General features: G+C 70.8%; 21 protein-coding genes. 10 read left to right on the plus strand and 11 right to left on the minus strand.

What is annotated here, in order from left to right; translation table 11 throughout:
* Positions 1–102 precede the first annotated feature (102 nt).
* Together ABE487_RS10465 and ABE487_RS10470 are read left to right on the plus strand one after the other, a co-directional pair.
* Positions 103–735, plus strand: coding sequence for a YitT family protein (locus ABE487_RS10465; protein WP_346448556.1), 633 nt, complete (start codon positions 103–105; stop codon positions 733–735).
* A gap of 72 nt (positions 736–807) precedes the next feature.
* Positions 808–1,413, plus strand: a complete 606-nt coding sequence (locus tag ABE487_RS10470; protein ID WP_346448472.1) for a hypothetical protein — start codon at positions 808–810, stop codon at positions 1,411–1,413.
* Between the two features lie 53 nt (positions 1,414–1,466).
* Here ABE487_RS10470 and ABE487_RS10475 read toward each other — a convergent pair whose 3' ends face one another.
* From ABE487_RS10475 to ABE487_RS10490, 4 genes are all read right to left on the minus strand, one after another.
* Positions 1,467–2,069, minus strand: a complete 603-nt coding sequence (locus tag ABE487_RS10475) for a cytochrome b (protein WP_346441891.1) — start codon at positions 2,067–2,069, stop codon at positions 1,467–1,469.
* A complete protein-coding gene (locus ABE487_RS10480) occupies positions 2,069–2,680 on the minus strand; it encodes a TetR/AcrR family transcriptional regulator (protein WP_346452784.1) in 612 nt (203 codons plus the stop codon). Before ABE487_RS10480 ends, ABE487_RS10475 begins: the two co-directional genes overlap by 1 nt.
* Positions 2,681–2,947: 267 nt before the next feature.
* Positions 2,948–3,571 carry a YdcF family protein gene (locus ABE487_RS10485; protein WP_346441889.1) on the minus strand — a complete coding sequence of 208 codons (624 nt, stop codon included), beginning with the start codon at positions 3,569–3,571 and terminating at the stop codon, positions 2,948–2,950.
* Positions 3,568–4,548 carry a pyridoxal-phosphate dependent enzyme gene (locus ABE487_RS10490; RefSeq protein ID WP_346448468.1) on the minus strand — a complete coding sequence of 327 codons (981 nt, stop codon included), beginning with the start codon at positions 4,546–4,548 and terminating at the stop codon, positions 3,568–3,570. The genes ABE487_RS10485 and ABE487_RS10490 overlap by 4 nt, the downstream gene beginning before the upstream one ends.
* 133 nt (positions 4,549–4,681) lie before the next feature.
* Between ABE487_RS10490 and ABE487_RS10495 the strand changes: the two genes are divergently transcribed.
* The 3 genes from ABE487_RS10495 (at position 4,682) to ABE487_RS10505 (ending at position 9,286) form a co-directional block, all read left to right on the plus strand.
* Positions 4,682–5,305, plus strand: coding sequence for a hypothetical protein (locus tag ABE487_RS10495; RefSeq protein ID WP_346452783.1), 624 nt, complete (start codon positions 4,682–4,684; stop codon positions 5,303–5,305).
* A gap of 552 nt (positions 5,306–5,857) precedes the next feature.
* Positions 5,858–7,756 carry a tRNA uridine-5-carboxymethylaminomethyl(34) synthesis enzyme MnmG gene (gene mnmG / locus ABE487_RS10500; RefSeq protein ID WP_346441886.1) on the plus strand — a complete coding sequence of 633 codons (1,899 nt, stop codon included), beginning with the start codon at positions 5,858–5,860 and terminating at the stop codon, positions 7,754–7,756.
* Positions 7,757–8,467: 711 nt separating this feature from the next.
* Entirely contained in the window at positions 8,468–9,286 is an 819-nt protein-coding gene (locus tag ABE487_RS10505) for a rhomboid family intramembrane serine protease (RefSeq protein WP_346452893.1), read from the plus strand.
* 22 nt (positions 9,287–9,308) lie between these two features.
* Here ABE487_RS10505 and ABE487_RS10510 read toward each other — a convergent pair whose 3' ends face one another.
* Positions 9,309–9,635 (minus strand): helix-turn-helix transcriptional regulator, encoded by a 327-nt coding sequence (locus tag ABE487_RS10510; RefSeq protein WP_346448463.1) that lies wholly within the window; start codon positions 9,633–9,635, stop codon positions 9,309–9,311.
* On the minus strand, positions 9,616–10,911 hold the full coding sequence (locus ABE487_RS10515) for a HipA domain-containing protein (protein WP_346452753.1): 1,296 nt from the start codon (positions 10,909–10,911) through the stop codon (positions 9,616–9,618). The genes ABE487_RS10510 and ABE487_RS10515 overlap by 20 nt, the downstream gene beginning before the upstream one ends.
* Before the next feature lie 358 nt (positions 10,912–11,269).
* On the opposite strand from ABE487_RS10515, the gene ABE487_RS10520 reads away from it, so the two are divergent.
* Together ABE487_RS10520 and ABE487_RS10525 are read left to right on the plus strand one after the other, a co-directional pair.
* Entirely contained in the window at positions 11,270–11,884 is a 615-nt protein-coding gene (locus ABE487_RS10520) for a hypothetical protein (RefSeq protein ID WP_346452754.1), read from the plus strand.
* Positions 11,885–11,927: 43 nt separating this feature from the next.
* Positions 11,928–12,527, plus strand: a complete 600-nt coding sequence (locus ABE487_RS10525) for a hypothetical protein (protein WP_346452755.1) — start codon at positions 11,928–11,930, stop codon at positions 12,525–12,527.
* 3 nt (positions 12,528–12,530) lie between these two features.
* Here the strand turns inward: ABE487_RS10525 and ABE487_RS10530 are convergent, their stop codons facing one another.
* A complete protein-coding gene (locus ABE487_RS10530) occupies positions 12,531–13,988 on the minus strand; it encodes a glycine betaine ABC transporter substrate-binding protein (RefSeq protein WP_346452761.1) in 1,458 nt (485 codons plus the stop codon).
* Between the two features lie 23 nt (positions 13,989–14,011).
* The gene (locus tag ABE487_RS10535; protein ID WP_346452756.1) at positions 14,012–14,752 is read right to left on the minus strand and encodes an ABC transporter ATP-binding protein; all 741 of its coding nucleotides are present in this window, start codon (positions 14,750–14,752) and stop codon (positions 14,012–14,014) included.
* Positions 14,753–14,842: 90 nt separating this feature from the next.
* On the opposite strand from ABE487_RS10535, the gene ABE487_RS10540 reads away from it, so the two are divergent.
* Positions 14,843–16,516: a M28 family peptidase gene (locus tag ABE487_RS10540; RefSeq protein ID WP_346452757.1), complete on the plus strand. Its 1,674-nt coding sequence runs from the start codon at positions 14,843–14,845 to the stop codon at positions 16,514–16,516.
* Between the two features lie 69 nt (positions 16,517–16,585).
* On the opposite strand, the gene ABE487_RS10545 is transcribed toward ABE487_RS10540, so the two are convergent.
* The 3 genes from ABE487_RS10545 to ABE487_RS10555 form a co-directional block, all read right to left on the minus strand.
* The gene (locus ABE487_RS10545; protein ID WP_346452894.1) at positions 16,586–17,737 is read right to left on the minus strand and encodes a HAMP domain-containing sensor histidine kinase; all 1,152 of its coding nucleotides are present in this window, start codon (positions 17,735–17,737) and stop codon (positions 16,586–16,588) included.
* Positions 17,738–17,855: 118 nt separating this feature from the next.
* Positions 17,856–18,398 (minus strand): pseudouridine synthase, encoded by a 543-nt coding sequence (locus tag ABE487_RS10550; RefSeq protein ID WP_346444497.1) that lies wholly within the window; start codon positions 18,396–18,398, stop codon positions 17,856–17,858.
* A gap of 101 nt (positions 18,399–18,499) precedes the next feature.
* Positions 18,500–19,351, minus strand: coding sequence for a methyltransferase (locus tag ABE487_RS10555; protein ID WP_346452759.1), 852 nt, complete (start codon positions 19,349–19,351; stop codon positions 18,500–18,502).
* A gap of 167 nt (positions 19,352–19,518) precedes the next feature.
* Here ABE487_RS10555 and ABE487_RS10560 point away from each other — a divergent pair, with 167 nt between their 5' ends.
* Both ABE487_RS10560 and ABE487_RS10565 read left to right on the plus strand, forming a co-directional pair.
* Positions 19,519–20,469, plus strand: coding sequence for an aldo/keto reductase (locus ABE487_RS10560; protein ID WP_346452760.1), 951 nt, complete (start codon positions 19,519–19,521; stop codon positions 20,467–20,469).
* Between the two features lie 75 nt (positions 20,470–20,544).
* Positions 20,545–21,570, plus strand: coding sequence for an NADP-dependent oxidoreductase (locus ABE487_RS10565; RefSeq protein ID WP_346444493.1), 1,026 nt, complete (start codon positions 20,545–20,547; stop codon positions 21,568–21,570).
* Positions 21,571–21,965 lie beyond the last annotated feature (395 nt).

The raw sequence follows: 21,965 nt of genomic DNA on the forward strand, positions 1-21,965 counted from the left end.
GCCCGCAGGCGTTATGCTGCGCTGCAACAATATCCGGATCTCCCTTCTGTGTCCGCCAATTCCCGCCCTGGCGCGTTCGACCCCGTGCCCGACGCTGCCGAGGTGGCCGCGGCCGTGGCCGTGGCCGCCCCGGCGCCGCTGCCGCAGCGCCATACCGTCGCCGAAGATGTGCAGGGCCTGATCCTGGCCAGCCTGGTCAGTGCGCTGGGGATGTCGATCCTGGCCACCGGCGGCCTGATGGTCGGGGGCGTGGCCGGCATGGCGTTGTTGGCGCACTACGCGACCGGCGCGCATTTCGGCCTGTTGTTCGTGCTGCTCAACCTGCCGTTCTATTGGATCGCGGTGCGGCGCATGGGCTGGGAGTTCACCCTCAAGACCTTCCTCGCGGTCGGCGTGACCGGCGTCGTCGCCGACCTGATCCCGCGCATGGCACCGTTCGACTCGATGACGCCGCTGTTCTCGGCGGTGTTTGGCGGTGCGCTGGTCGGCATGGGGATCCTGTCGTTCATCCGCCACCGCGCCAGCCTGGGCGGCGTGGGCATCGTGGTGGTCTGGCTGCAGCGCAGCCGCGGCTGGAGTGCGGGCAAGCTGCAGCTGGGCTTCGACGCGGTGCTGATGCTGGTCTCGCTGACCGTACTGCCGCCCTCCAAAGTGCTGTACTCGGCGCTCGGCGTGCTGGTGCTCAACTTGGTGCTGCTGTTCAACCATCGGCCCGGGCGCTACATGGGCGCCTGAGCGCGGCGTTCATCCGCCGCCGCGCGCCACCGCCTAGACTCGGCGCCTCCTTCCCGCTACGTGGATGCCTTGATGCGCTGGCGCCCGACCGCTGTGCTGCTGTTGACCGCGTTGTGGCTGCCGGCGTCCGCGCAGCAGTACGAGATCGACCTGTCGCAGATCGATGCTGCCGCGGTGCTGTCGACGGGCAGCGATGTCCTGCGGCGCGCCGCGCCCGAGGCCATCGACGGGCTGTTCCAGGCGGTCCTGCACGCCTCGCGCGAACCCGGCGAAGCGCGGGCGTTGTGCGATCTGTTCGAGCCCGACGCTGCGCGCGACCTGGCCGCGTTCCAGCGCACCGTCGACCGGCTCGGACCGGCCAGCCGCAATCGCTTCGCCAATGCCTTCACCAACGTCGCGCTGACCGGCCTGCAAGGTCAGCCGCAGGCCTTCGATCCGGCCGCCGCGCAACAGGTGCTGCGCGCCGCGGCGGTGACCGCGACGCTGCTGCACGACGGCTTCATGCTCGGGCTCACTTCGACCGGGACCGACGAGGCCAGCCGGGCAGGGCGCTGCCGCGCATTCCGGCAGATGGTCGACGTGCTCAAGGACCAGCCGCAGCCCCAGCGCGTGCTCGCGACCCGCTGGCTGCTGGCCGAGGGCCTGACCCTGGTGGCCGACGGCCAGCCTGCACGCTGACGCCCGCAGCGGCGGCCTGCTTCGCCATCGACGGTGCGCCGACGCGGGACGGGTCAGCGGCGCGTCGCGCGTCCGCTACGAGCACCGGGCCACATGCGCAACAGCACGTCGTCGCGGCGGATCCAGTGGTGATGCAGGGCGGCTGCGACATGGCCGAGCACGATCACCCAGACCACCCACTTGCCCAGCGCGTGGTGGATCACGTCGATCGGCGCCTCGAAGGCCTCCCACGACAGCTGCCATGTCGATGACAGCCACTGGAAAGCGGCGGTCTCGTTGAAGCCAGGCACCACGAACAGGCCGAAGTCGGTCGGCGCCCCGGTGCCGAGATAACCGGTGAGCGGCATGACGATCATGCAGGCGTAGAGCAGCCAGTGCGCGGTTTCGGCAAGCCAGTGCTCGGCCCGCGAGGCCGCCGGTGGGGCGGGCGTGACATTGCACGCCCGCCACAGCAAGCGAGGGAGGACCAGGAAGCCGACGAGCAAGCCGAGCGCCCAGTGGATGTTGAGGACGGGCAACGAGGCCGGCGAGGTGTCGTCCATGCACCAGATCACGACGTACACCACAAGGTAGGCGCCGATGAACGCGGCCGCGGTGGTCCAGTGGAACAGCTTGGCGATCGCGCCGAAGCGCGTCGCGGTGTTCGACCATTGCATCATCGAATCGGCCCTTGGGGCGGTGGGAGAAGGATCGCGTCGAGCACGCGATGGAGTGTTCGCAGCGCCTCCGCCAGGCGGTCTGCCTGGGCGTCGTCGGACTCGGCGATCCAGAACGCAGCTTCAGTGACCGCGCCGTAGATCATTCGCGCCGCGGCGGGGGCCGCCACGGGCGCCACGGTGCCCGCGTCCACCAGCGTCTGCAGCGCCGTTTCGAGCGTGAGGATGGCCGCCGATTGCGCGGCCGCCGGGACATCGCCAAAGACTGCGCGGGTGTCCTGCAGCACGATTCGTCGGATCTCCGGTTCGAGTGCGAATTCCAGGTAAGCGCAGCACCGGCGCCGGAACCCCTCCAGGGGCGTGCCGGCGGCTGCACCGATGGCCTCCAGGCGCAGCGCGACCTCGCCCTCGATTTGCTCGACCACCGCGCGCAGCAACCCTTCCTTGCTGCCGAAGTGGTGATAGAGCGCGCCCCGCGTCAGGCCTGCCTTGGCGGTGAACGCATCCATTGAGGTCTGCGCATAGCCGACCTGTGCGAACGCCTGACGCGCGCTGGCAATCAGCAGTGCACGGGTCTGCGCCATCATGGCCTGGCGGGTCTGGCGCGGCATCGCGACGGGTCTGTGGGATTGGGATGCGGATCATCTTTCACATACGTTGCGTATGTCAAAGGGGCGGCGCCGATCCTCGCGCGTGACGTTCAGCGGCGGCGCGGTCGATCGACACGCATCTGCGGGCCACAGCGAAGCCGGCGATTGACCCACAACGCCCGGTGCGTGGAGCGCGCCTGTGCGTCGCGCCTCAGACGATCTGCGCGCCGGTGCTCAAGTTGTCGCTGCCTTCAACCAGCGCGAGTACCGCGGCCGAATGGGTTTCGGTCATGCAGCTAGCTTGCGAACGATCGACTCGTAGAGATCGCGGTGGAAGAAGTACACCTCGCGCAGCAGGAACTCGCGTTGGGTGCGGAAGGTGCGAAAACGCGTCGACGGGGTCGGCGAACCGAGCGCGTCGATGCCGAGTCGGCGGCTGGCGCGCAGGGCGCGCGCCATGTGCAGCGGGTCGCTCACCACGATGACCCGATGCAGGTCGTGCTCGCGCATCAGCCGCTGCGCTTCGACCAGGTTCTCGACCGTGGTGCGCGAGCGCGACTCGGTCAGGATCGCCGAGGCCGGGATATCGCGGCGCAACGCATAGCGGCGTGCGACCTGCGCCTCGGAGAACCGTGCCTTGGCGCCGCCGTAGCCGCCGGTGAAGATCAGCACCGGCGCATGGCCGGCGCGGTAGAGATCCAGGCCATGGTCGATGCGCGCCTCGAACACCGGCGAGGGCACCGCGTCATAGGCGGCCGCGCCCAGCACCACGATCGCGTCCGCCGGCCCGGCCTCGTCGCGGCTGCCCACATGCACGATCCAGCCCGCGACGCCGGCCAGCCAGGCGACCAGCAGCAGCGCGATCCAGACGCACAGGCGCAGCAGCGGGCGACGTCGACGCCGCTGGCTCATGGCCGCCACGGCAGCCGGTCCGGATCGACGTTGCCGCCGCTGAGCACGATGCCGACGCGACGGCCGGCGAAGCGCGCCGGCGCGCCCAGCACCGCGGCCAGCGCGATGGCCGACGACGGCTCGACCAGTTGCTTGGTGTGCACGGCGATCCGCCGTGCGGCAGCCACGGTGTCGGCATCGTCGACCGCCAGCACCTCGACCGGCTGGCCGCGCTCGATACCGTGGCGCGAGAGGATCTCGAAGTTCGGCGCGCCCAGCAGCCCGCGCAGGCCGTCACAGACCGTATCGGGCACCAGGTCGTGCACACGCGTGCCCTGCTGCAGCGAGCGCAGGGTGTCGTCGGCGCCGCGCGGCTCGGCCAGCACCAGCCGGGTCTGCGGCGCGGCGTGCGCGATCGCCAACGCGGTACCGGCCGCCAGCCCGCCGCCGCCGACCGGCACCACCAGATCGTCGAGTGGCCCGGCCGCATGCAGCAGTTCGAGTGCGGCCGTGCCCTGGCCCGCGATCACCTGCGTATCGGCATACGGATGCACGAGTGTGGCGCCGGTCTGTGCGCGGACCTGTTCGCAGGTGCGCTCGCGGTCGGCCAGCGTCGGCGCGCAGTGGTGCAACACCGCGCCGTAGCTGGCGATCGCCGCCAGCTTGGTCGCCACCGCACCCTCGGGCACCACGACATGGCAGGCGATGCCGCGCAGATGCGCGGCCAGGGCGAGTGCTGCGCCGTGATTGCCGGACGAATGGGTGACCACCCCGCGCACCGCGATCGAAGGGTCCAGCGCCAGCACCGCATTGCAGGCGCCGCGGAACTTGAACGCGCCTGCGCGCTGCAGATGTTCGGCCTTGAAATGCAGCGCGCAACCGGCGGCTGCGTCGATCACCCGGCTGCGCAGCACCGGTGTGAGATGGGCGACCGGCGCGAGCCGGGCAGCTGCGGCGAGCAGGGCGTTGGCGTCGGGCAAGGGCAGGGCGGCATGCATCGCGACAGCGTAGCCGAGCGGCCTTGCGGATTCACGATCCAACCTGACCGTGTCGCGTGGCGGACCGGCGCCCTTAAGGGCCGATTCAATGGGCGCGGCCGAAGCTGGACCCCTTATCGACCGGGGGACCGCCATGATCCGCAAGGGATTGATCCTCGTCGCCTGTCTCACCCTCGCCGGTTGCGCCAGTTATGGCTACCGCGGCGGCAGCGGCGACTACTACTACGGCGCGCCCGGCACGGTGTATCGCAGCTATGGCGCGCCCTATGGCAGCGTCGGCTATGGCCGCTATTCGGGCTGGTACGGCGGTGCGGGGTACGGCGCGCCGTACTACGGCACCCGGCCCTACGGGTATGGCTACGGCGGCGGTTACTACCGACCGCCGCCGGTGATCGTGCGCCCGGTCGTGCCCGGTCGCCCTGGGTACGGACACGGACGACCCGGATACCGGCCGCCGCACGGCCACGGGCCTGGCCGCCCGGGCTGGGGCGATGGCCGACCCGGTGTCGGCCGCCCGGATCGGCCCGGACGCCCCGACACCGATCGCCCGGGTCGCCCGGGTGGGCACTGGGGCGGCCGCCCCGGCGGCGGCGACGGCCGTCCCGGCCACAGCGGCCCGCGTCCGGGCTATCGCCCGCCGCCGCAGGCGCGCCCGCCGGAGCAGCGTCCCCCGAGCCGTCCGCCGAGCAGCGACACCCCGCGCCCGGCCCCACGCGAGCGCGCCGGCTACCGCCGCCCCGACCAGCGCATCCCCTGATCGGCCCAAAAACCGGGGTCAGAGTCGCTTTTCGCGCATGCGTTGCTGACGACATGGCGCGATGTCTAGGCGAAAAGCGCCTCTGACCCCGGTTTTCCCGGTCCTCCCGGTTTTGCTGCGCTTGGCGGCTTTCGTGAACTCCGGCCCATTCCGGGAAGTCGGCCTGCATTGGGGCTTGCGCCTTTGGCATTCCCGGGCGAAGCTTGGCCCCGCCTGACCGATTGCGTCGGTTTGCGACGAAAAGGTCATACGACTGTCGATGCCCGGCGGGGGACTCTCGGATCCCCCCTGTTCCGCCCTCCGCCGGGCGTCGGCTCTTCGCTCTGCCGCGCACGATGCGTGTGTAGCGCGACGAGCCAATGAAAAAGGGGCCGGATGTCCCCCGACATCCGGCCCCGCGCTTCCCCGGGACGTACATGGCCGGCCCTGTTCCAATCTCCAGCCGCGCCCCCCTTTCAGACGCTCGCCGTCCCGGGTGCAGTTCTAACGTACGCAGAAATCGTGCCAAGCACCGGCTCGCCGGCGGCGGCCGACCTGCCGGATAATCCGTCGATGCCCAACGACTTCCATAGCTACGACGTCATCGTCGTCGGCGGCGGCCACGCCGGCACCGAAGCGGCGCTCGCGTCCGCGCGTGCCGGCGCCCGCACCCTGCTGCTGACCCACAACGTCGAGACCATCGGCGTGATGAGCTGCAACCCGGCGATCGGCGGCATCGGCAAGGGCCACCTGGTGCGCGAGATCGACGCCCTGGGCGGGGTCATGGCCCGCGCCGCCGACGCTGCCGGCATCCAGTGGCGGCGGCTCAACGCCTCCAAGGGTCCGGCGGTGCGCGCCACCCGCTGCCAGGCCGACCGCAATCTCTACCGTGCGTTCGTGCGTCGGGCCGTCGAGGCGCAGCCGAACCTGACGATCTTCCAGTCGGCCGTCGACGACCTCGTCATCGAGGGCGACGCGGTCCGCGGTGCCATCACCCAGACCGGCCTGCGCTTCGACGCGCCGGCCGTGGTGCTGACGGCCGGCACGTTTCTTGGCGGTCGCATCCATGTCGGCGAAGCCCAGTCGGCGGGCGGGCGTGCGGGCGATCCGCCGGCGACCACGCTCGCCCAGCGCCTGCGCGAGCGCCCGTTCGTCGTCGATCGGCTCAAGACCGGCACCCCGCCGCGCATCGACGGCCGCACGCTCGACTACGACGCGATGGCGATCCAGCCCGGCGACGATCCGCGCCCGGTGTTCTCCTTCCTCGGCTCGCAGGCCGACCACCCGCGCCAGGTGCCGTGCTGGATCACCCGCACCACCGAGCGCACTCACCAGATCATCCGCGGCGCGCTGCATCGCTCGCCGATGTTCTCGGGCCAGATCGAAGGCATCGGGCCGCGCTACTGCCCGTCGATCGAGGACAAGGTGGTGCGCTTCGCCGACAAGGACAGCCACCAGATCTTCGTCGAGCCCGAGGGCCTGGACGTCGCCGAGATCTATCCCAACGGCATTTCGACGTCCTTGCCGTTCGACGTGCAGTTGGCGCTGGTGCGCAGCATCGTCGGCTTCGAGCAGGCGCACATCACCCGCGCCGGCTACGCGATCGAGTACGACTTCTTCGACCCGCGCGGGCTGCGGGCGTCGCTGGAGACGCGCGCGGTGGCGGGGCTGTTCTTCGCCGGGCAGATCAACGGCACCACCGGCTATGAAGAAGCCGCCGCGCAGGGCCTGATCGCCGGCCTCAACGCCGCGCGCCACGTGCGGGGCCTCGATGCCTGGACCCCGCGCCGCGACCAGGCCTACATCGGCGTGCTGATCGACGACCTGATCACCCACGGCACGAAGGAGCCGTACCGCATGTTCACCAGCCGCGCCGAGTACCGGCTGCAGCTGCGCGAGGACAATGCCGACCTGCGCCTGACCGGCATCGGCCGCGAGCTGGGCGTGGTGGACGATGCGCGCATGCGACGCTTCGACGCCCGGCGCGAGGGGCTCGAGCGCGAGACCGCGCGCCTGCGCGGGCTGTGGGCATCGCCGCACAACGCGTTGGGCCGGGCCGCCGTCGAGACGTTGGGCATCGAGCTGCGCCGGGAGAGCAACGCGATCGACCTGCTGCGCCGCCCCGGGCTCGATTACCCGACGCTGATGCGCGTGGCGGGCATCGGGCCCGGCGTGATGGATGCGCAGATCGCCGAGCAGGTGGAGATCGAGGCGACGTACTCCGGCTATCTGGAGCGCCAGCGCGTGGAGATCGAACGTCAACAGCGTCAGGAAGGCACGGCGATCCCGGACGGCTTCGACTATGCGGGTGTGCGTGGGCTGTCGGCGGAGATCGTGCAGAAGCTCGGCCAGGTGCGGCCGTTGACTGTCGGTCAGGCCCAGCGCATCCCGGGCATGACCCCAGCGGCGATCTCGCTGCTGCTGGTGCACCTCGAACGCGCGCGGCGCGGGCGCGTGGCCGGCGCAGCGTAACGGCGCGCGCGCGTCACCTGGGGGGAGGTCGACGCCGCAGGCATCGGGTGAGGCTGGGCTTGCCGCGAACAGCGCCCCCACCCCAGCCCTCCCCCGCGATGCGGGGGAGGGAGATAAGCCGCGCGACTCGCGCGCGTAGCGCGGACGCGCCACTTCCTTCGCAGCGCAGACGGGGCCACCTCCTCCGCAGCGCGGGGGAGGTCGACGCCGCAGGCGTTGGGTGGGGTTGGGCTTGCCGTGAACAGCGCCCCCACCCCAGCCCTCCCCCGCGATGCGAGGGAGGGAGATAAGCCGCGCGATTCGCGCGCGTAGCGCGGACGCGCCACTTCCTTCGCAGCGCAGACGGGGCCACTTCCTCTGCAGCGCGGGGAGGTCGACGCCGCAGGCGTCGGGTGGGGGCTGGGCTTGCCGCGAACAGCGCCCCCACCCCAGCCCTCCCCCGCAATGCGGGGGAGGGAGATAAGCCGCGCGATTCGCGCGCGTAGCGCGGACGCGCCACTTCCTTCGCAGCGCAGACGGGGCCACTTCCTCCGCAGCGCGGGGGAGGTCGACGCCGCAGGCGTCGGGAGGGGGCACGGGCCTGGCGCGAGCAAGCATCCAGCGCGCTCGCGGCGTCGTCTCCGCTCCGCTGCCGCGCGCTCGTCGGACGCGGCCTCTGTCGCGATCGCTTCCGTCGCTTGCGTTCTCGCGATCTGTCGCCACCTTGGACCGATGCATCTGGACATGCCCGAAGCGCCCGAGGATTCGCCCGCCCAGCGCGCGCGCGACAGGCAGCGGCTGTCGCGCGCGCTGCAGGCCAGCATCGGCTTCGTGCTGCTGCTGGTCATCGCCTTCGGCATCCAGGCGATGGTCGACTGGCGTGCGCTGGCGGTGCGTCCCGGCGACTGGGCGGGCCTCATGGGCCTGCTCGGTGCGCCGCTGCTGCACGGCTCGCCGGGGCACCTGATCGCCAACGCCAGCGCGCTGCTGGTGCTCGGCACGCTGGCGCTCGCGGTGTATCCCAAGGCGACGCTGCGTGGATTGCCGCTGATGTGGCTGGGCTCGGGGCTGGGCGCCTGGTTGCTCGGCGATCCGGGGTCGCACCACCTGGGCGCCAGTGGCGTGACCCACGGCCTGATGTTCCTGATCTTCGTGCTCGGCCTGCTGCGCCGCGACCGGCCGTCGGTCGCCGCGGGCATGATCGCCTTCCTGTTCTACGGCGGCATGTTGCTGACGATCCTGCCGCAGGAGCCGGGCGTGTCGTGGCAGTCGCACCTGGGCGGCGCACTGGGCGGCGTGCTGGCGGCGTTCTGGTTCCGCCGTGCCGACCCGCAGCCGCCGCGCCGCCGCTACAGCTGGGAGATCGAGGAGGCGGAGGCCGAACGCGCTGCGCGCCTGCAGGCCGAAACGCTGGAGCCGCCAGCCCCGCACGATGTGCCGGTGCTGTGGCAGCGCCCGCCGGCCGATGACACGCGCGGCGTCGTGCTGCCGTTCCCGGCGCGCCCCCGGGCGCGCGACCTTGACGACGACACGCCGCCCGCGTCGCGTTAGGCGCGCCCCGTTCTGCCAGCGCTCAACGATCGTTGTCGCGCGCGTCTTCGTGTTCGAGCCAATGGGCGGTCGTTTTGGGATCCGCATGCACGAAGGCGACGCGAAGCCCGAAGAGATGTCCGATGCTTTCGAGCGTCTCGACCGTCGGGTTTCCTTTACCGCTCTCGATACGCTTGAGCGTCAGTAGACTCATGCCGCGATGTTTGGCGAACTGCACCTGGGTCAATCCGCTGATCTTGCGCATGCGCTTGACGGCTTGCGCAAGGTCGAGACGACCGTAGGCAATGTCGACCGCCAGCGCGTCTCTGAGCAGGCGGACCGTCTGGCTGTCAGGGCGTCGGCGTTGCATGGGCAATGGCCTGAAGCTTGGTGATCTGAAATCCGATCGCGGTCTCGCACGCCTCGACGATATCCGCATCGGCATCTCGCATGCGCAGTTCCTGGGCGAGTTTCGGCAGGTGTTCCTCGCCGAAGGTCTTGAGCGCGATGGCGACTTTCACTTTGACGTCGTCGTGCAGCGCCAATCGCTCCAGGATCACGTTCCAATCGTCGGTGATCCTGCCCTCGGGCAGACGCCAGTCGCAGGTGCGGGTGATCAGCTCGCGATCGAGATACATCGGGCCGATGTCGTACAGCGGGGTCAGTTGCACGGTCCCGTCCGGACATTGCTGCACGGAGGTGTTGCGCACGTGGTTGTCCGGGTTGCGCAGCGCCCGGTTGAGGACGTCCCGGCACAGGAATTCCGCGACGGCCTGGGCCGGATTCGACGCCATGTCCGCCAATCGTTCGGTGAGCGCAAAGAGCGATGCGTTGCGGCCGAAGCCCGGTAACCCGGCCAGTGCCGACAGCGTCTCCTGATGGAGACGATGGACGACACCATCGGGGCCGACCTGTCGGTCGAACCGGCGAAGGAACAGCATGCCGTCCTTGAAGACGGGCGTGTCGATCGTACGCAGGCCACAGGCGCCAACGGCCTGCAGATAGATGGATTCGTGGCGAAGAATCCGCTGATCGCTCGGGTCCCGGCCTCGCGGCAGCTTGATGATCCAGTGCTCACGTGCCCGCGCATCGGGCAGCGCTGCATCGGGATACCAACGCCCTTCTTCGTCCTGAGTCAGCAGAAACTTCGGGGCCACGCCCTGCACGCCGGGTGTGCCGGCCGCAAGCATGTTGTGCAACGCGAGCTGCGCAAGAAATGCATCGGTTCGTTCGCTGATGTCTCGCGTCGTGAAGCCCTCCGCCGGAGCGCCGCCGGTCTGACGCTGGTAGAACTCGACGGCGGTGTCGATACGAAGACGTCCAATGGGCGCAAAGGCGCCGTGTTGGGCCAGGAAAAAATCCTGTGTGGCGTCCTGGGCCGAAACCCCCAGCAGGCCGGCCAGGTGCTCGCGGCCGCGCCCTTGCGGCACCAGATCCCACAGGAAGGCCAGAGGCGTCTGCGAAGCGCCCGACCAGGTGTGGATCTCCATACTGACCGGGAGCGAAAGCGCCACGGGCGGCGCGTGCTCAAGGTGGCCGAAGACATAGTCGGGCAGGTACTCAAAGCGCACGGCGCGTTCGTTCACCGCGATACGGGCAGCGCAGTGCCATGTGCCGTTGATATAGAGCTCGATGGCGCTGTCCATCGGTCGATAATGGTCTATCAAAGTAGACATTTCAAGCTAGTTTGGCAGTAAATGGAACATCTAAGTAGTCCAAATTGCTCAATGGTGCGCCTTGATGTGGCGTCATTGCCTCGACCAGCCTTTCCGCCCAGCTCGCGCCTGACCGGCCAGTTGTCGACTGCGCATGGGGTCGCACCGGTAGATCGCGCCAGGTGTCGTACCCGGGCGCCTCGAAGGGACGCGGCGCCACACCCAGCGCGCGTCCGCCCCCCGACCCGCTATGGGTGCCAGCCCGAGTGCGCTGCCGAGCCCTCGCGGCGGACAGCGTCCTCAGGTGCTCGCGTTACCATGCGCGAGGCCTCGAAACAGGACATCACCGATGCAGGATGCATCTGCGGACAATCTGTACGCGCCCCCCACCGCGGACGTGGCGCCGATGCCGGCCACCGCCGCCGACGCGCAACCGTTCTACGTCGTCTCGGCGACGAAGTTCTGCGTGCTGTTCTTCGTCACCTTCGGCCTCTACGTCCTGTACTGGTTCTACGTCCACTGGCGCCGGTGGGGACGCGCCCACAACGCGACCGTGTGGCCGGTGCCGCGCGCGCTGTTCTCGATCTTCTTTGCCCATGCGCTGGCCCGGCGCATCGATCAGCGCCTGCGCGCGCTCGGCATCGTGCGCGCCTGGTCGCCGGCGCTGGCGGCGACCGTTTACGTCGTGTGTCAGATCGGCAGCACGGTGACCTCGCTATTGGCCGATGGCGGGATCGGCGTGCCGATCACCGACTACATCTCGCTGCTGGCGCTGGTGCCGATCGCGCTGTCGATGTTGGCGATGCAGCGCGCCGCGAACGCCGCCTGCGGCGATCCCGACGGCGCGGGCAACCGGCGCTTCACCTGGGCCAACGGGGCGTGGATCGTGATCTTCGGCCTGATCTGGGCCTTGGCCGGCGCGGCGATCCTGCTGCCGGCCTTCGTCGTGGATCTGTCGCAATGAACCCGATGCTGCGCGCGACGCGCGCCGGCGGCGGCTGACCGGCATGCACGCGCCGGACGATCCGTTCGCCCCGCCGCAGTCCGACGTGCGCGCACCCGCAGTGACGGGCGATGCGTTCTACGTGGTCTCGCCGCTGAAACTGGTGGTGCTCTACGTCGCGACGTTCGGGCTCTACCAGATGTACTGGTTCTACCGGCACTGGAGCCGCTGGCAGGCCGTGCATCGCGTCAAGCTGCGCCCGGTCGTGCGCGCGTTGTTCGCGTGGCTGACCGTGCATGCGCTGGCGCGTCGGATCGACGAGGCGCTGCGCGCGTCGGGCAGTGCGCGGCGCTGGTGGCCGATGGCGGTGGCGAGTGTGTTTGCGCTGTGCGAGGCGGTGTCCTGGGGCACCGCGTTCGTCGGTCCGTCGGTGGCCGAGCGCTGGCCGGCGACGACGCCCTGGGTGGACTGGTCGGGGATCGCGCTGATGCCGCTGGCCTGCGCCAGCCTGGTCCGGCTGCAGCTGGCCGCCAACGCCGCCTGCGGCGACCCGCAGGCGCTGCGCAACCGGCGCTTCACGGTCTACAACCTGCTCTGGATCGTGGGCGGCGTGTCGGTGGTCGCGATCGCGACTGTCATCGTCTTCCGCCTGCGCGCGGGTTGAGGCTCAGCGCCGCGCGGCCAGCCGCAGGCCGCGTGGCACCAGCGCGCGCTCGGCCAGTTCGAACACGCCCTGCACCGCCAGTGCCAGCAACGCAGCGGGCACCGCGCCTTCGAGGATCAAGCCCAGGTCGTCGAGCCGAATGCCGGTGAGGATCGGCTGGCCGTAGCCGCCGGCGCCGATCAGGGCACCGAGCGTCGCGGTGCCGACATTGATCACCGCCGCGGTCTTGATGCCGGCCAGGATCGTCGGCAAGGCCAGCGGCAGTTCCACCCGCAGCAGCCGCGTCGCCGGTGGCAGCCCGATCGCCGCCGCGGTCTCGCGCAGCTCGCGTGCGATGCCGGTCAGCCCAGCGTGCGTGTTGCGCACGATCGGCAGCAGGCTGTAGAGGAACAGCGCGGCGATCGCCGGCCCCGCGCCGATGCCAAACAGCGGGATCATGAAGACGAACACCGCCAGCGACGGCAGCGTCTGCAGCACGCCGGTCAGTGCCAGCACGCCCTGGCCCAGCCGCGGCCGCCGCGCGGCGACCACGCCCAGCGGCAATGCGACCAGCAGCGCCGCGCCCAGCGAGATGCCGACCAGCGCCAGATGCTCGCCGGTGCGCTGGGCGATGCGCGCCACGCGACCGTCGCCCGCGCTCGGCGCAACCCCGAGCCAGTCGGCCGCGACCGTCGCCTCGCGCACGCCGTCGAGCTTCACCCGCGCATTGAGCCGTTGCATCGTCGCCGCATCGATCCGACCTTCCAGCCCGCGCAGCGCGGCCAGCACCGCCGGTGCGCGCGTGCCCAGGTCCGCCCGGTACAGATAGACCGCGGCATACGACGGAAAGTAGTCGCGGTCGTCGTCGAGCACGACCAGGTCGTAGTGCGGAATCTCGGCGTCGGTCGCGTACAGGTCGGTGGCGTCGATCGCCCCGCTGGCCAGCGCCCGATACGCAAGATCATGGTCGAGCCCATCGGGGCGCTGGGGCAGCGCGTAGGCGGTGCGCAGCCCCGGCCAGCCGTCGCCGCGCGACATGAACTCGTTGCTCAGGCCCAGCCGCAACTGCGGGTGCCCGGCCAGGTCCGACAGCCGCGCAATCCCCAATTGCGCGGCCTGCTGCCGGCGCATGCCGATCGCGTAGCTGTTGTCGAACCCCAGCGGCGCGGTCATCGCCAGTCCGCGTTCGGCCAGCGCCGCATCCAATTCGGCGCGCTGCGCACGCGGCATGCGCAGCAGTTCGTCGGCCAGCGTGCCGGTGTACTCGGCGTAGGCGTCGATCTCGCCTTCGAGCAGCGCGCGCCACAGGATCCGGCTCCCGCCGAGCTGACGGCGATGGGTGACCTCGGCGCCGGCCTGCCGCGCCGCCAGCGTGGCGATCTCGCCCAGCACGACGCCTTCGGTGAAGTTCTTCGAGCCGATCGTGGCGGCCTGCGCGGCGGCCACGATCGGCAGCAACAGACCGACCAGCAGTGCCAGCATCGCGAACAGCGTGCGCCGCGCGCTCACCGTGCCGCCTCGTCGACGCTGCGCTGGGCGCGCATGAAGGCCTGCACGAAATCGTCCGCGGGCGCGTCGAGCAATGCGCGCGGCGGGCCCTGCTGCACGATGCGGCCGGCACGCAGCAGCACCACCGTGTCGGCGAACCACACCGCCTCGGCGATGTCGTGGGTCACCAGCACCACGGTCTTGCCCAGGCGCGCGAACAGCGCGCGCATCTGCGCCTGCAGGTCGTGGCGCACGATCGGGTCGAGCGCGCCCAGCGGTTCGTCGAGCAGCAGCACGTCGGGATCGAGCATCAGCGCACGGATCAGCCCCACACGCTGGCGCTGCCCGCCCGACAGCTCCGCCGGATAGCGTCGCAGCGCATCGGCCGGCAGCTGGCACAGCGCGGCGAGCTCGGTCATGCGCGCCTCGATCCGCGCCCGCGACCAGCCCAGCGTGCGCGCCAGCAGTGCGACGTTGCCGGCGGCATCGAGATGCGGGAACAGCCCGCCCTCCTGGATCACGTAGCCGATCCGTCGGCGCAGCGCCGGCAACGTGTCGCGGCGCAGCGGCGTGCCGTCGAAACGCACCTCGCCCGTGTCGGGCCATTCCAGGCCGACAAGCATCCGCAGCAGCGTCGACTTGCCCGCGCCGCTGGGGCCGATCAGCGCGGTGGTCGCGCCGGGCGCGATCTGCAGGTCGACGCCATCGAGCGCGGTGGTCGCGCCGTAGCGCCGGTGTACATGGTCGAGGTCGTACATCGCGGCAGGCTAGCAAGCCCGATGTGCAGGCCTCGCGGCCGCGCCGGCGGCCTGTGCTACGGTCCGGCCTCGCCCGCTCGGACCCGTGTCATGCCCCGTTTCGCGCTGCTCGTCTGCCTGCTCGCACTGCTGCCCGGCTGCGGACGCGAGCCGGCCCCGGCCTCGGCCGAGGCGATGCCCGCCACCGCCGCGGTCGCCAACGACACGCCGGCCGGCCAGCGCATCGAGGCCGACGTGCGCATCCTGGCCGACGACCGCATGGAAGGCCGCTTCACCGGCAGCGCGGGCTATGCGCGGGCTGCCGAGCATGTCGCCGCGCGCTTTGCCCAGATTGGCCTGGAACCGGCGGGAGACGGCGGTGGTTGGCAGCAACGCGTGCCGCTGCTGCGCGCCGTCGTCGAGCGCGAGGGGGCCCGGCTGGAGGTCGAGCGCGGCGGGCGGCGCATCGCGCTGCGGCCGTTCGAGCAGTTCCTGCCGCTGCCCGATTTCGCCGCGCCGCGCAGCGAGGCCAGCGCGCCGGCGGTCTTCGTCGGCCAGGCGATCGACGCCCCCGAGCTCGACCACGACGACTTTCGCGGCGTCGACCTGCGCGGGCGCATCGCAGTCGCATTCGGCGGCGCGCCCGCCCGCTTCCCGGGCACCCAGGCTGCGCACTACGGCAGCCTGCGCAGCAAGGTCGAGGCGGTCGCCGCCCACGGCGCGATCGCGCTGGTGCTGGTGCACACCGCCGCCGACGAGGCCGGCACGCCCTGGGCGCGCACGCTCGAGCGCGGGCTGCAGCCGGCGATGCGCTTGCGCGGCGACGACGGCCGCGCCTTCGACGACGGCCCGCCACTGCGTATGATGGCGGTGGTGTCCGCGGCCGCCGCCGACCTGGTGTTCGCCGACGGCCCGCGCACCGCGGCCGAACTGGCCGACGCCGCGCGCGCCGGCACCGCGACGCCGTTCGCATTGCCCGGCACGCTGACCTTGGCCGCGCGCACGCGCATCGACACGCGCGAGGGCCACAACGTCGTCGGTCGGCTGCCGGGCCGCGATCCGGCGCTGGCCGGCGAGAGCGTCGTACACACCGCGCACCTCGATCACCTGGGAGCCAGCGCGGACGGCGAGGGCATCCACAACGGCGCGCTCGACAACGCACTGGGGATTGCGATCATGCTCGAGGCCGCGCACGAACTGGCGCACAACGGCCGGCCGGCACGGCGCTCGACCGTGTTCGCCGCGGTGACCGGTGAGGAGCAGGGCCTGCTTGGCGCCACCTGGCTGGCGCGCCGACCGTCGCCGGCTGCCGGCCGTGCGGTCGCCAATCTCAACATCGACATGCCGATCCTCACCGCGCCCACGCGCGACATCGTGGCCATCGGCGTCGAGCATTCGAGCCTGAAGCATGCGGCCGAGCGCGCGGCGGCGGAGGTCGGCGTCACGCTGTCGCCCGATCCGTTCCCGGAGGAGGCGACGTTCGTGCGCAGCGACCAGTACGCCTTCGTGCGCGCCGGCGTGCCGGCGCTGTACCTCGACGGCGGCGTCACGTCGGCCAGTGCGGGCCAGGACCCGCGGGTCGCGGCGACCTGGTTCCTGCGCAACTGCTATCACCGGCCCTGCGACAACGTCGACCTGCCGATCCAGTACGGCGATGCCGCCCGCCTGGCGCGCGTGAGCGCCGCGATCACGCGCCTGATCGGCGACGACGACACGCCGCCGCGGTGGAACGAGGGCGATGTGTTCGGTACGCGTTTTGCGACATCGCGTGGGGATGAAAAATGAACAAGACCGGGGTCAGAGTGCACTTTCGCCGAGCGAGAATTCCCAGTGCCCCCCGTGTGTGCGAAGGGCTCAGCCCCGCGTGCGCGGCGGCGCGTCGTCGTTGGCGGCGGTCGGCAGCGCGCGCTCGGCGGCGACTTCGGGTAGCTCGATGATGAAGCGCGCACCGCCGCCTTCGCGGTCCTCGTACCACAGCTGCCCGCCGAGGTTGACGATGATCTGCTTGGCCAGCGACAGCCCCAACCCGCTGGAGCGTCCGTCGTCCTTGCCCGCGTGGGCCAGCCGCTGGAACGGCCGGAACAGCGCGTGCTGCAGGTCGCGGGCGATGCCCGGCCCACGGTCTTCGATCAACAGTTGCCAGAACCCCGGACCGCCGCCGCGCAGCGAGATGTCGACGCTGCTCGATGGCGCGTACTTGATCGCGTTGGTGATCAGGTTCTCGGCCACCTGGCGCAGCACCAGCGTATCGACCGCGACCATCGGCGAGGCCGACGGCAGCCGGGTCTGCAAGGACACACCGCGGTCCTCGAACTGCAGCGCGTAGCGGTCGACCAGCCAGTCGACGACCTCGCGCAGTGCGGTGGCACTGTCGGCCGCCTCACCCTTGCGCGAGGTGTCCTGGGTCTCGAGGTAACGCCGGATGTAGCCCAGCGCGTCCTCGGCGCTGTCGTGGATCATCCGGTGGTAGCGCGGCACGCGCTCGGGCTTGGTTTCGCCCTTGAGCAGCATGTCGCTGGCGAACCAGATGCTCGACAACGGGTTCTTCAGGTCGTGCGCGACCAGGTTCACCAGCTCCTGGCGTTCGCGGGCGATGCGCTCGAGCCGGTCGCGGGTCTGCTTCAGGCCGACGTGGGCATTCACGCGCGCCAACAGTTCCTCGGGCATGAACGGCTTGGTGACGTAGTCCACCGCGCCGGCATCGAATGCGCGCAACAACAGGTCGCGGTCCTGGGCGACGGTCAGAAACACCACCGGCAGCCGCAGCAACTCGGGGATCTGCTTGATCTCGCCCAGCAGCGCGAAGCCGTCCATGTTCGGCATCAGCATGTCGAGCAGCAGCAGGTCCGGACGCAGGTCCGACAGCAGCGCCAGCGCTTCGGCTCCATCGGCCGCAGTCGTCACCTCGTAGCCGTGACGGCTCAGCAACGAACTGACCACGCGCAGGTTCGCCGGCTGATCGTCGACCACCAGGATGCGGCCGCTGACGGGACTGGAGTACGGCATGGAGCTCCGTGGAAAAGCCTGGCGGGTCGGGGACGCGTGCAAGTTCACGCCGAAAACGACCCAGACGTTAACAGAAATGCACGTGACGTGATGGGCGCCGGTACAGGGGCGGCGTCGTTCAGCCCGCTTCCGCTCGCCATCCGCCCGGAGGCAGCTCGGCCAGTTGCCAGGGACCGATCGCGACGCGCACCAGCCGCAGCGTCGGCAGCCCGACCGCAGCGGTCATCCGACGGACCTGGCGGTTGCGTCCCTCGCGGATCGTCAACTCCAGCCAGGCGTCGGGCACGGACTTGCGGAAGCGCACCGGCGGATCGCGCGGCCACAGTGCGGGCGGTGGATCGAGCAAGGCCACCTGCGCCGGCCGGGTGGGCCCGTCCTTGAGCGTCACGCCGTCGCGCAGCGCCTGCAGTTGCGCGGCCGTCGGCGCGCCTTCGACCTGCACCCGGTAGGTCTTGGGCAGCTTGTGCCGCGGGTCGGTGATCCGGTGCGCCAGCGGCCCGTCGTCGGTCAACAGCAGCAGACCTTCGCTGTCGTGGTCCAGCCTCCCGGCCGGATACACCCCGGCCGGCAACCCGAACCCGGCCAGCGTCGCCCGCGGCGGCACGCTGCGGTCGGTGAACTGGCACAGCACGTTGAAAGGCTTGTTGAAGGCGATCAGCATGGAAACGAAGGGTCGGAACTTGGGCGGGGGCACGGCAGGCGGACGGCGGGACGCGCGGCTGCGCATCCCTAATGTCAATGCCGAGCCTCAATCCCGGTCGATCAGGGCTTCACGAAGCGCAGCGTCATCCGGTCGCTTTCGCCGATCGCCGTATAGCGGGCCGCATCGCCCGGCTCGTGGCGGTTGGTCGGAGGCAGGGTCCACACGCCGTCGGGATGGTCGCGGGTGTCGCGCGGGTTGGCGTTGATCTCGCTGCTGCCGTCGACCCGGAAGCCGGCCGCCTGGGCCAGCGCGATGACCTGCGCCTGGCCGACGTAGCCGCTGCGGTCGTCGGTGGGCACATCGCCGGCCGCGCGATGCTCGACCACACCCAGCACGCCGCCGGGGCGCAATACATCGAAGAACGCCTTGAACATGCCCTCGGCCTGGCCGCTGCTGCGCCAGTTGTGGACGTTGCGGAACGTCAGCACGACGTCGGCCGAGCCGGACGGCCCCAGCTGCGGCGCCGCCGGGTCGTAGCTCACGATCTGCGCCCGGTCGAAGTGCGCCGGATCACGCGCGAAGCGTGCCTGCAGGCCGTCGCGCTGGGCCTGCTGGTAGTCGCGCCCGCGGCCGGCGGGCACCGCCGCCGGGTCGACCATCGCCGCGACATAGCGGCCGCTGCCGCGCAGGTACGGCGCCAGGATCTCGCTGTACCAGGCGCCGCTGCCGGGCGTGATCTCGATCACGGTCTGGCCCGGACGGACACCGAAAAACTGCAGCGTCTCGCGCGGGTGGCGGGCGCCATCGCGCGCGGCGTTCTCGGGCGTGCGCCCGTCGCCGGCGATCGCCGCCTCCAGGCGCGCCACGTTGGCGGCGTCGAGGTCGGCCGAGGTATCGGCCCGGATCTGCGCACCGCCGCAGGCAGTCAGCGCGAGCAGGACGGCGGCGCACAACGACAAGCTGCGTTGCATGGGTGGAACTCCGGTGGACAGGTGCCGCCAGCGTGCCACAAGCCGCGCCGCTGCGGGCCCGCACGGTCCGGACACACGTGGCCGGAACACTGCTTTGCAGCGCATGGACGCGCACGTCGCCGCGCGCTGCCTATGCTGGCAACCTCTTCTCTGGATGAAATTCGACCATGGCCGAACGCGAACTCGGACAGTCCGGACTGCGCATTTCGCCGCTGGCGTTCGGCGGCAATGTGTTCGGCTGGAGCGCGGACGAGGCGACCTCGTTCGCATTGCTCGACGAATGCGTCGCGCTGGGGATCGACCTGATCGACACCGCCGACGTCTACTCCGCTTGGGCCGAGGGTAACGCCGGCGGCGAATCGGAAACGCTGATCGGCAAGTGGCTGCAGCGCAGCGGCAAACGCCAGGCGGTGACCATCGCGACCAAGGTCGCCAAGTGGGCGCAGCGCCCGGGCCTGTCGCCGGCCAACATCCAGGCCGCGTGCGACGACTCGCTGCGCCGGCTCGGCACCGACGTCATCGACCTCTACCAGGCCCACGAGGACGACCCCACGGTGCCGCTGGAGGACACCCTCGGCGCGTTCTCGCGGCTGATCGAGCAGGGCAAGGTGCGCGCGATCGGCGCCTCGAACTACACCGCGCCGCGTCTGGCCGAAGCGCTGGCGATCTCGCGCCGGCACGGGCTGCCGCGCTACGAGACGCTGCAACCGCAGTACAACCTGGTCGATCGCGCCGGCTACGAGCGCGAGCTCGAGCCGCTGGTGCGCGAGCACGGCCTGGGCGTGATCAGCTACTACGCATTGGCCAGCGGCTTCCTCAGCGGCAAGTACCGCAGCGAGGCCGACGCCGCCAAGTCCAGCGCGCGCGGCGCGCAGGTGGTCCAGCAGTACCTCAACCCGCGCGGCAAGCGCATCCTCGGCGCGCTCGACGATGTCGCCTGCCGCCATGCGGCGACCGTCGCCCAGGTCGCCCTGGCTTGGCTGATCGCGCGCCCTGGCATCACCGCACCGATCGTCAGCGCCACCAGCCTCGCGCAACTGCGCGAACTGGCGGCCGCGCGGACGTTGCTGCTGTCCAAGGCCGACATCGCTGCACTCGACGGCGCCAGCGCCGGCTGAGCCATTCCATCGTCTCGACGGGGCATACCGCCCCGATGCGGTATGACACCCCCTTCCATCCAGAGGTATGCGCCGATGAAGCCCACCACCACCACCCGCATCGTTCTGGCCGCGCGCCCCGAAGGCGCGCCGACCGCTGCCAACTTCCGCATCGAGCAGGCCCCACTGCCGGCCCCGCGCAACGGCCAGGTGCTGCTGCGCAACCGCTGGCTCTCGCTCGACCCCTACATGCGTGGCCGCATGAATGCCGGCCGCTCCTATGTCGCCCCGATCGAAGTCGGCGAGGTCATGGATGGCGGCACCGTCTCGGAAGTGGTCGAGTCGCTGCATCCGGCCTGGTCGCCCGGCGACCTGGTGCTCGCGCACGCCGGCTGGCAGACCCATGCCGTGGTCGACGGCGAGGGCCTGCGCCGCAAGATCGACCGGGACGGCCCGGCGCCGTCGCTGGCGCTGGGCGTCTACGGCATGCCGGGCTTCACCGCCTACGCCGGCCTGCGCGAGATCGGCAAGCCGGCGAATGGTGAGACCCTGGTCGTGGCCGCAGCCAGCGGCCCGGTCGGTGCAACCGTCGGGCAGATCGCCAAGCTCCAGGGCGCCCGCGTGGTCGGCATCGCCGGTGGCCCCGACAAGGTCGCGCATGTGCGCGACGACCTCGGCTTCGACGTCGCCCTCGACCACCGCGCCGACGACTTCGCCGCGCAGTTGCAGGCGGCGTGTCCGGACGGCATCGACGTCTACTTCGAGAACGTGGGCGGCAAGGTGCTCGACGCCGTGCTGCCGCTGCTCAACGACTTCGCCCGCGTGCCGGTCTGCGGCCTCGTGGCGCACTACAACGACAGCACGCCACCGCCCGGCCCCGATCGCCTTTCGCAGTTGATGAGCCTGATCCTGTCGCGACACCTGACCGTGCGCGGCTTCGTCCAGCGCGATTTCATCGCGTTATACCCGGAGTTTCTGCGCGAGATGGGCGGCTGGCTGCGCGACGGTCGCATCCGCTGGCGCGAGGACGTCGTCGACGGCCTGGAGAACGCGCCCGACGCCTTCATCGGCATGCTCGAGGGCCGCAACTTCGGCAAGCTCGTCGTGAAGCTCACCGACTGAGGCTGCGTCTGACCGCCCCCACGCGCGCCGAAGTTCCCCCCGCGCGCGCGAGGTGGGGCCAATGACAGCCCCATTCCGAGCAGCGGCCTGCGCTTTTCTCCCTCCCCCGCCTGCGGGGGGGGGCCGGGGCGGGGCCGAGCGCTCGCGCTGACGTCTGTTCCCACAATGAAAAAACCCAGGACGCGATGTCCTGGGTTGCATACGACTGAAAGCAGCCCCCCACCCCAACCCTCCCCCGCGTGCGGGGGAGGGAGCAAGCAACTCCGTCCCGAACAGTCGCCTGTGCTTCTTTCCCTCTCTCGCTTGCGGGGAGGGAGCAAGCAACTCCCTTCCGAACAGTCGCCTGTGCTCCGTTTCCTCCCTCCGCTTGCGGGGAGGGAGCAATGGCAGCTCTC

Origin of the sequence: Luteimonas sp. TWI596 (assembly GCF_039674105.1) — a bacterium.
Taxonomy (GTDB): Bacteria; Pseudomonadota; Gammaproteobacteria; order Xanthomonadales; family Xanthomonadaceae; genus Luteimonas.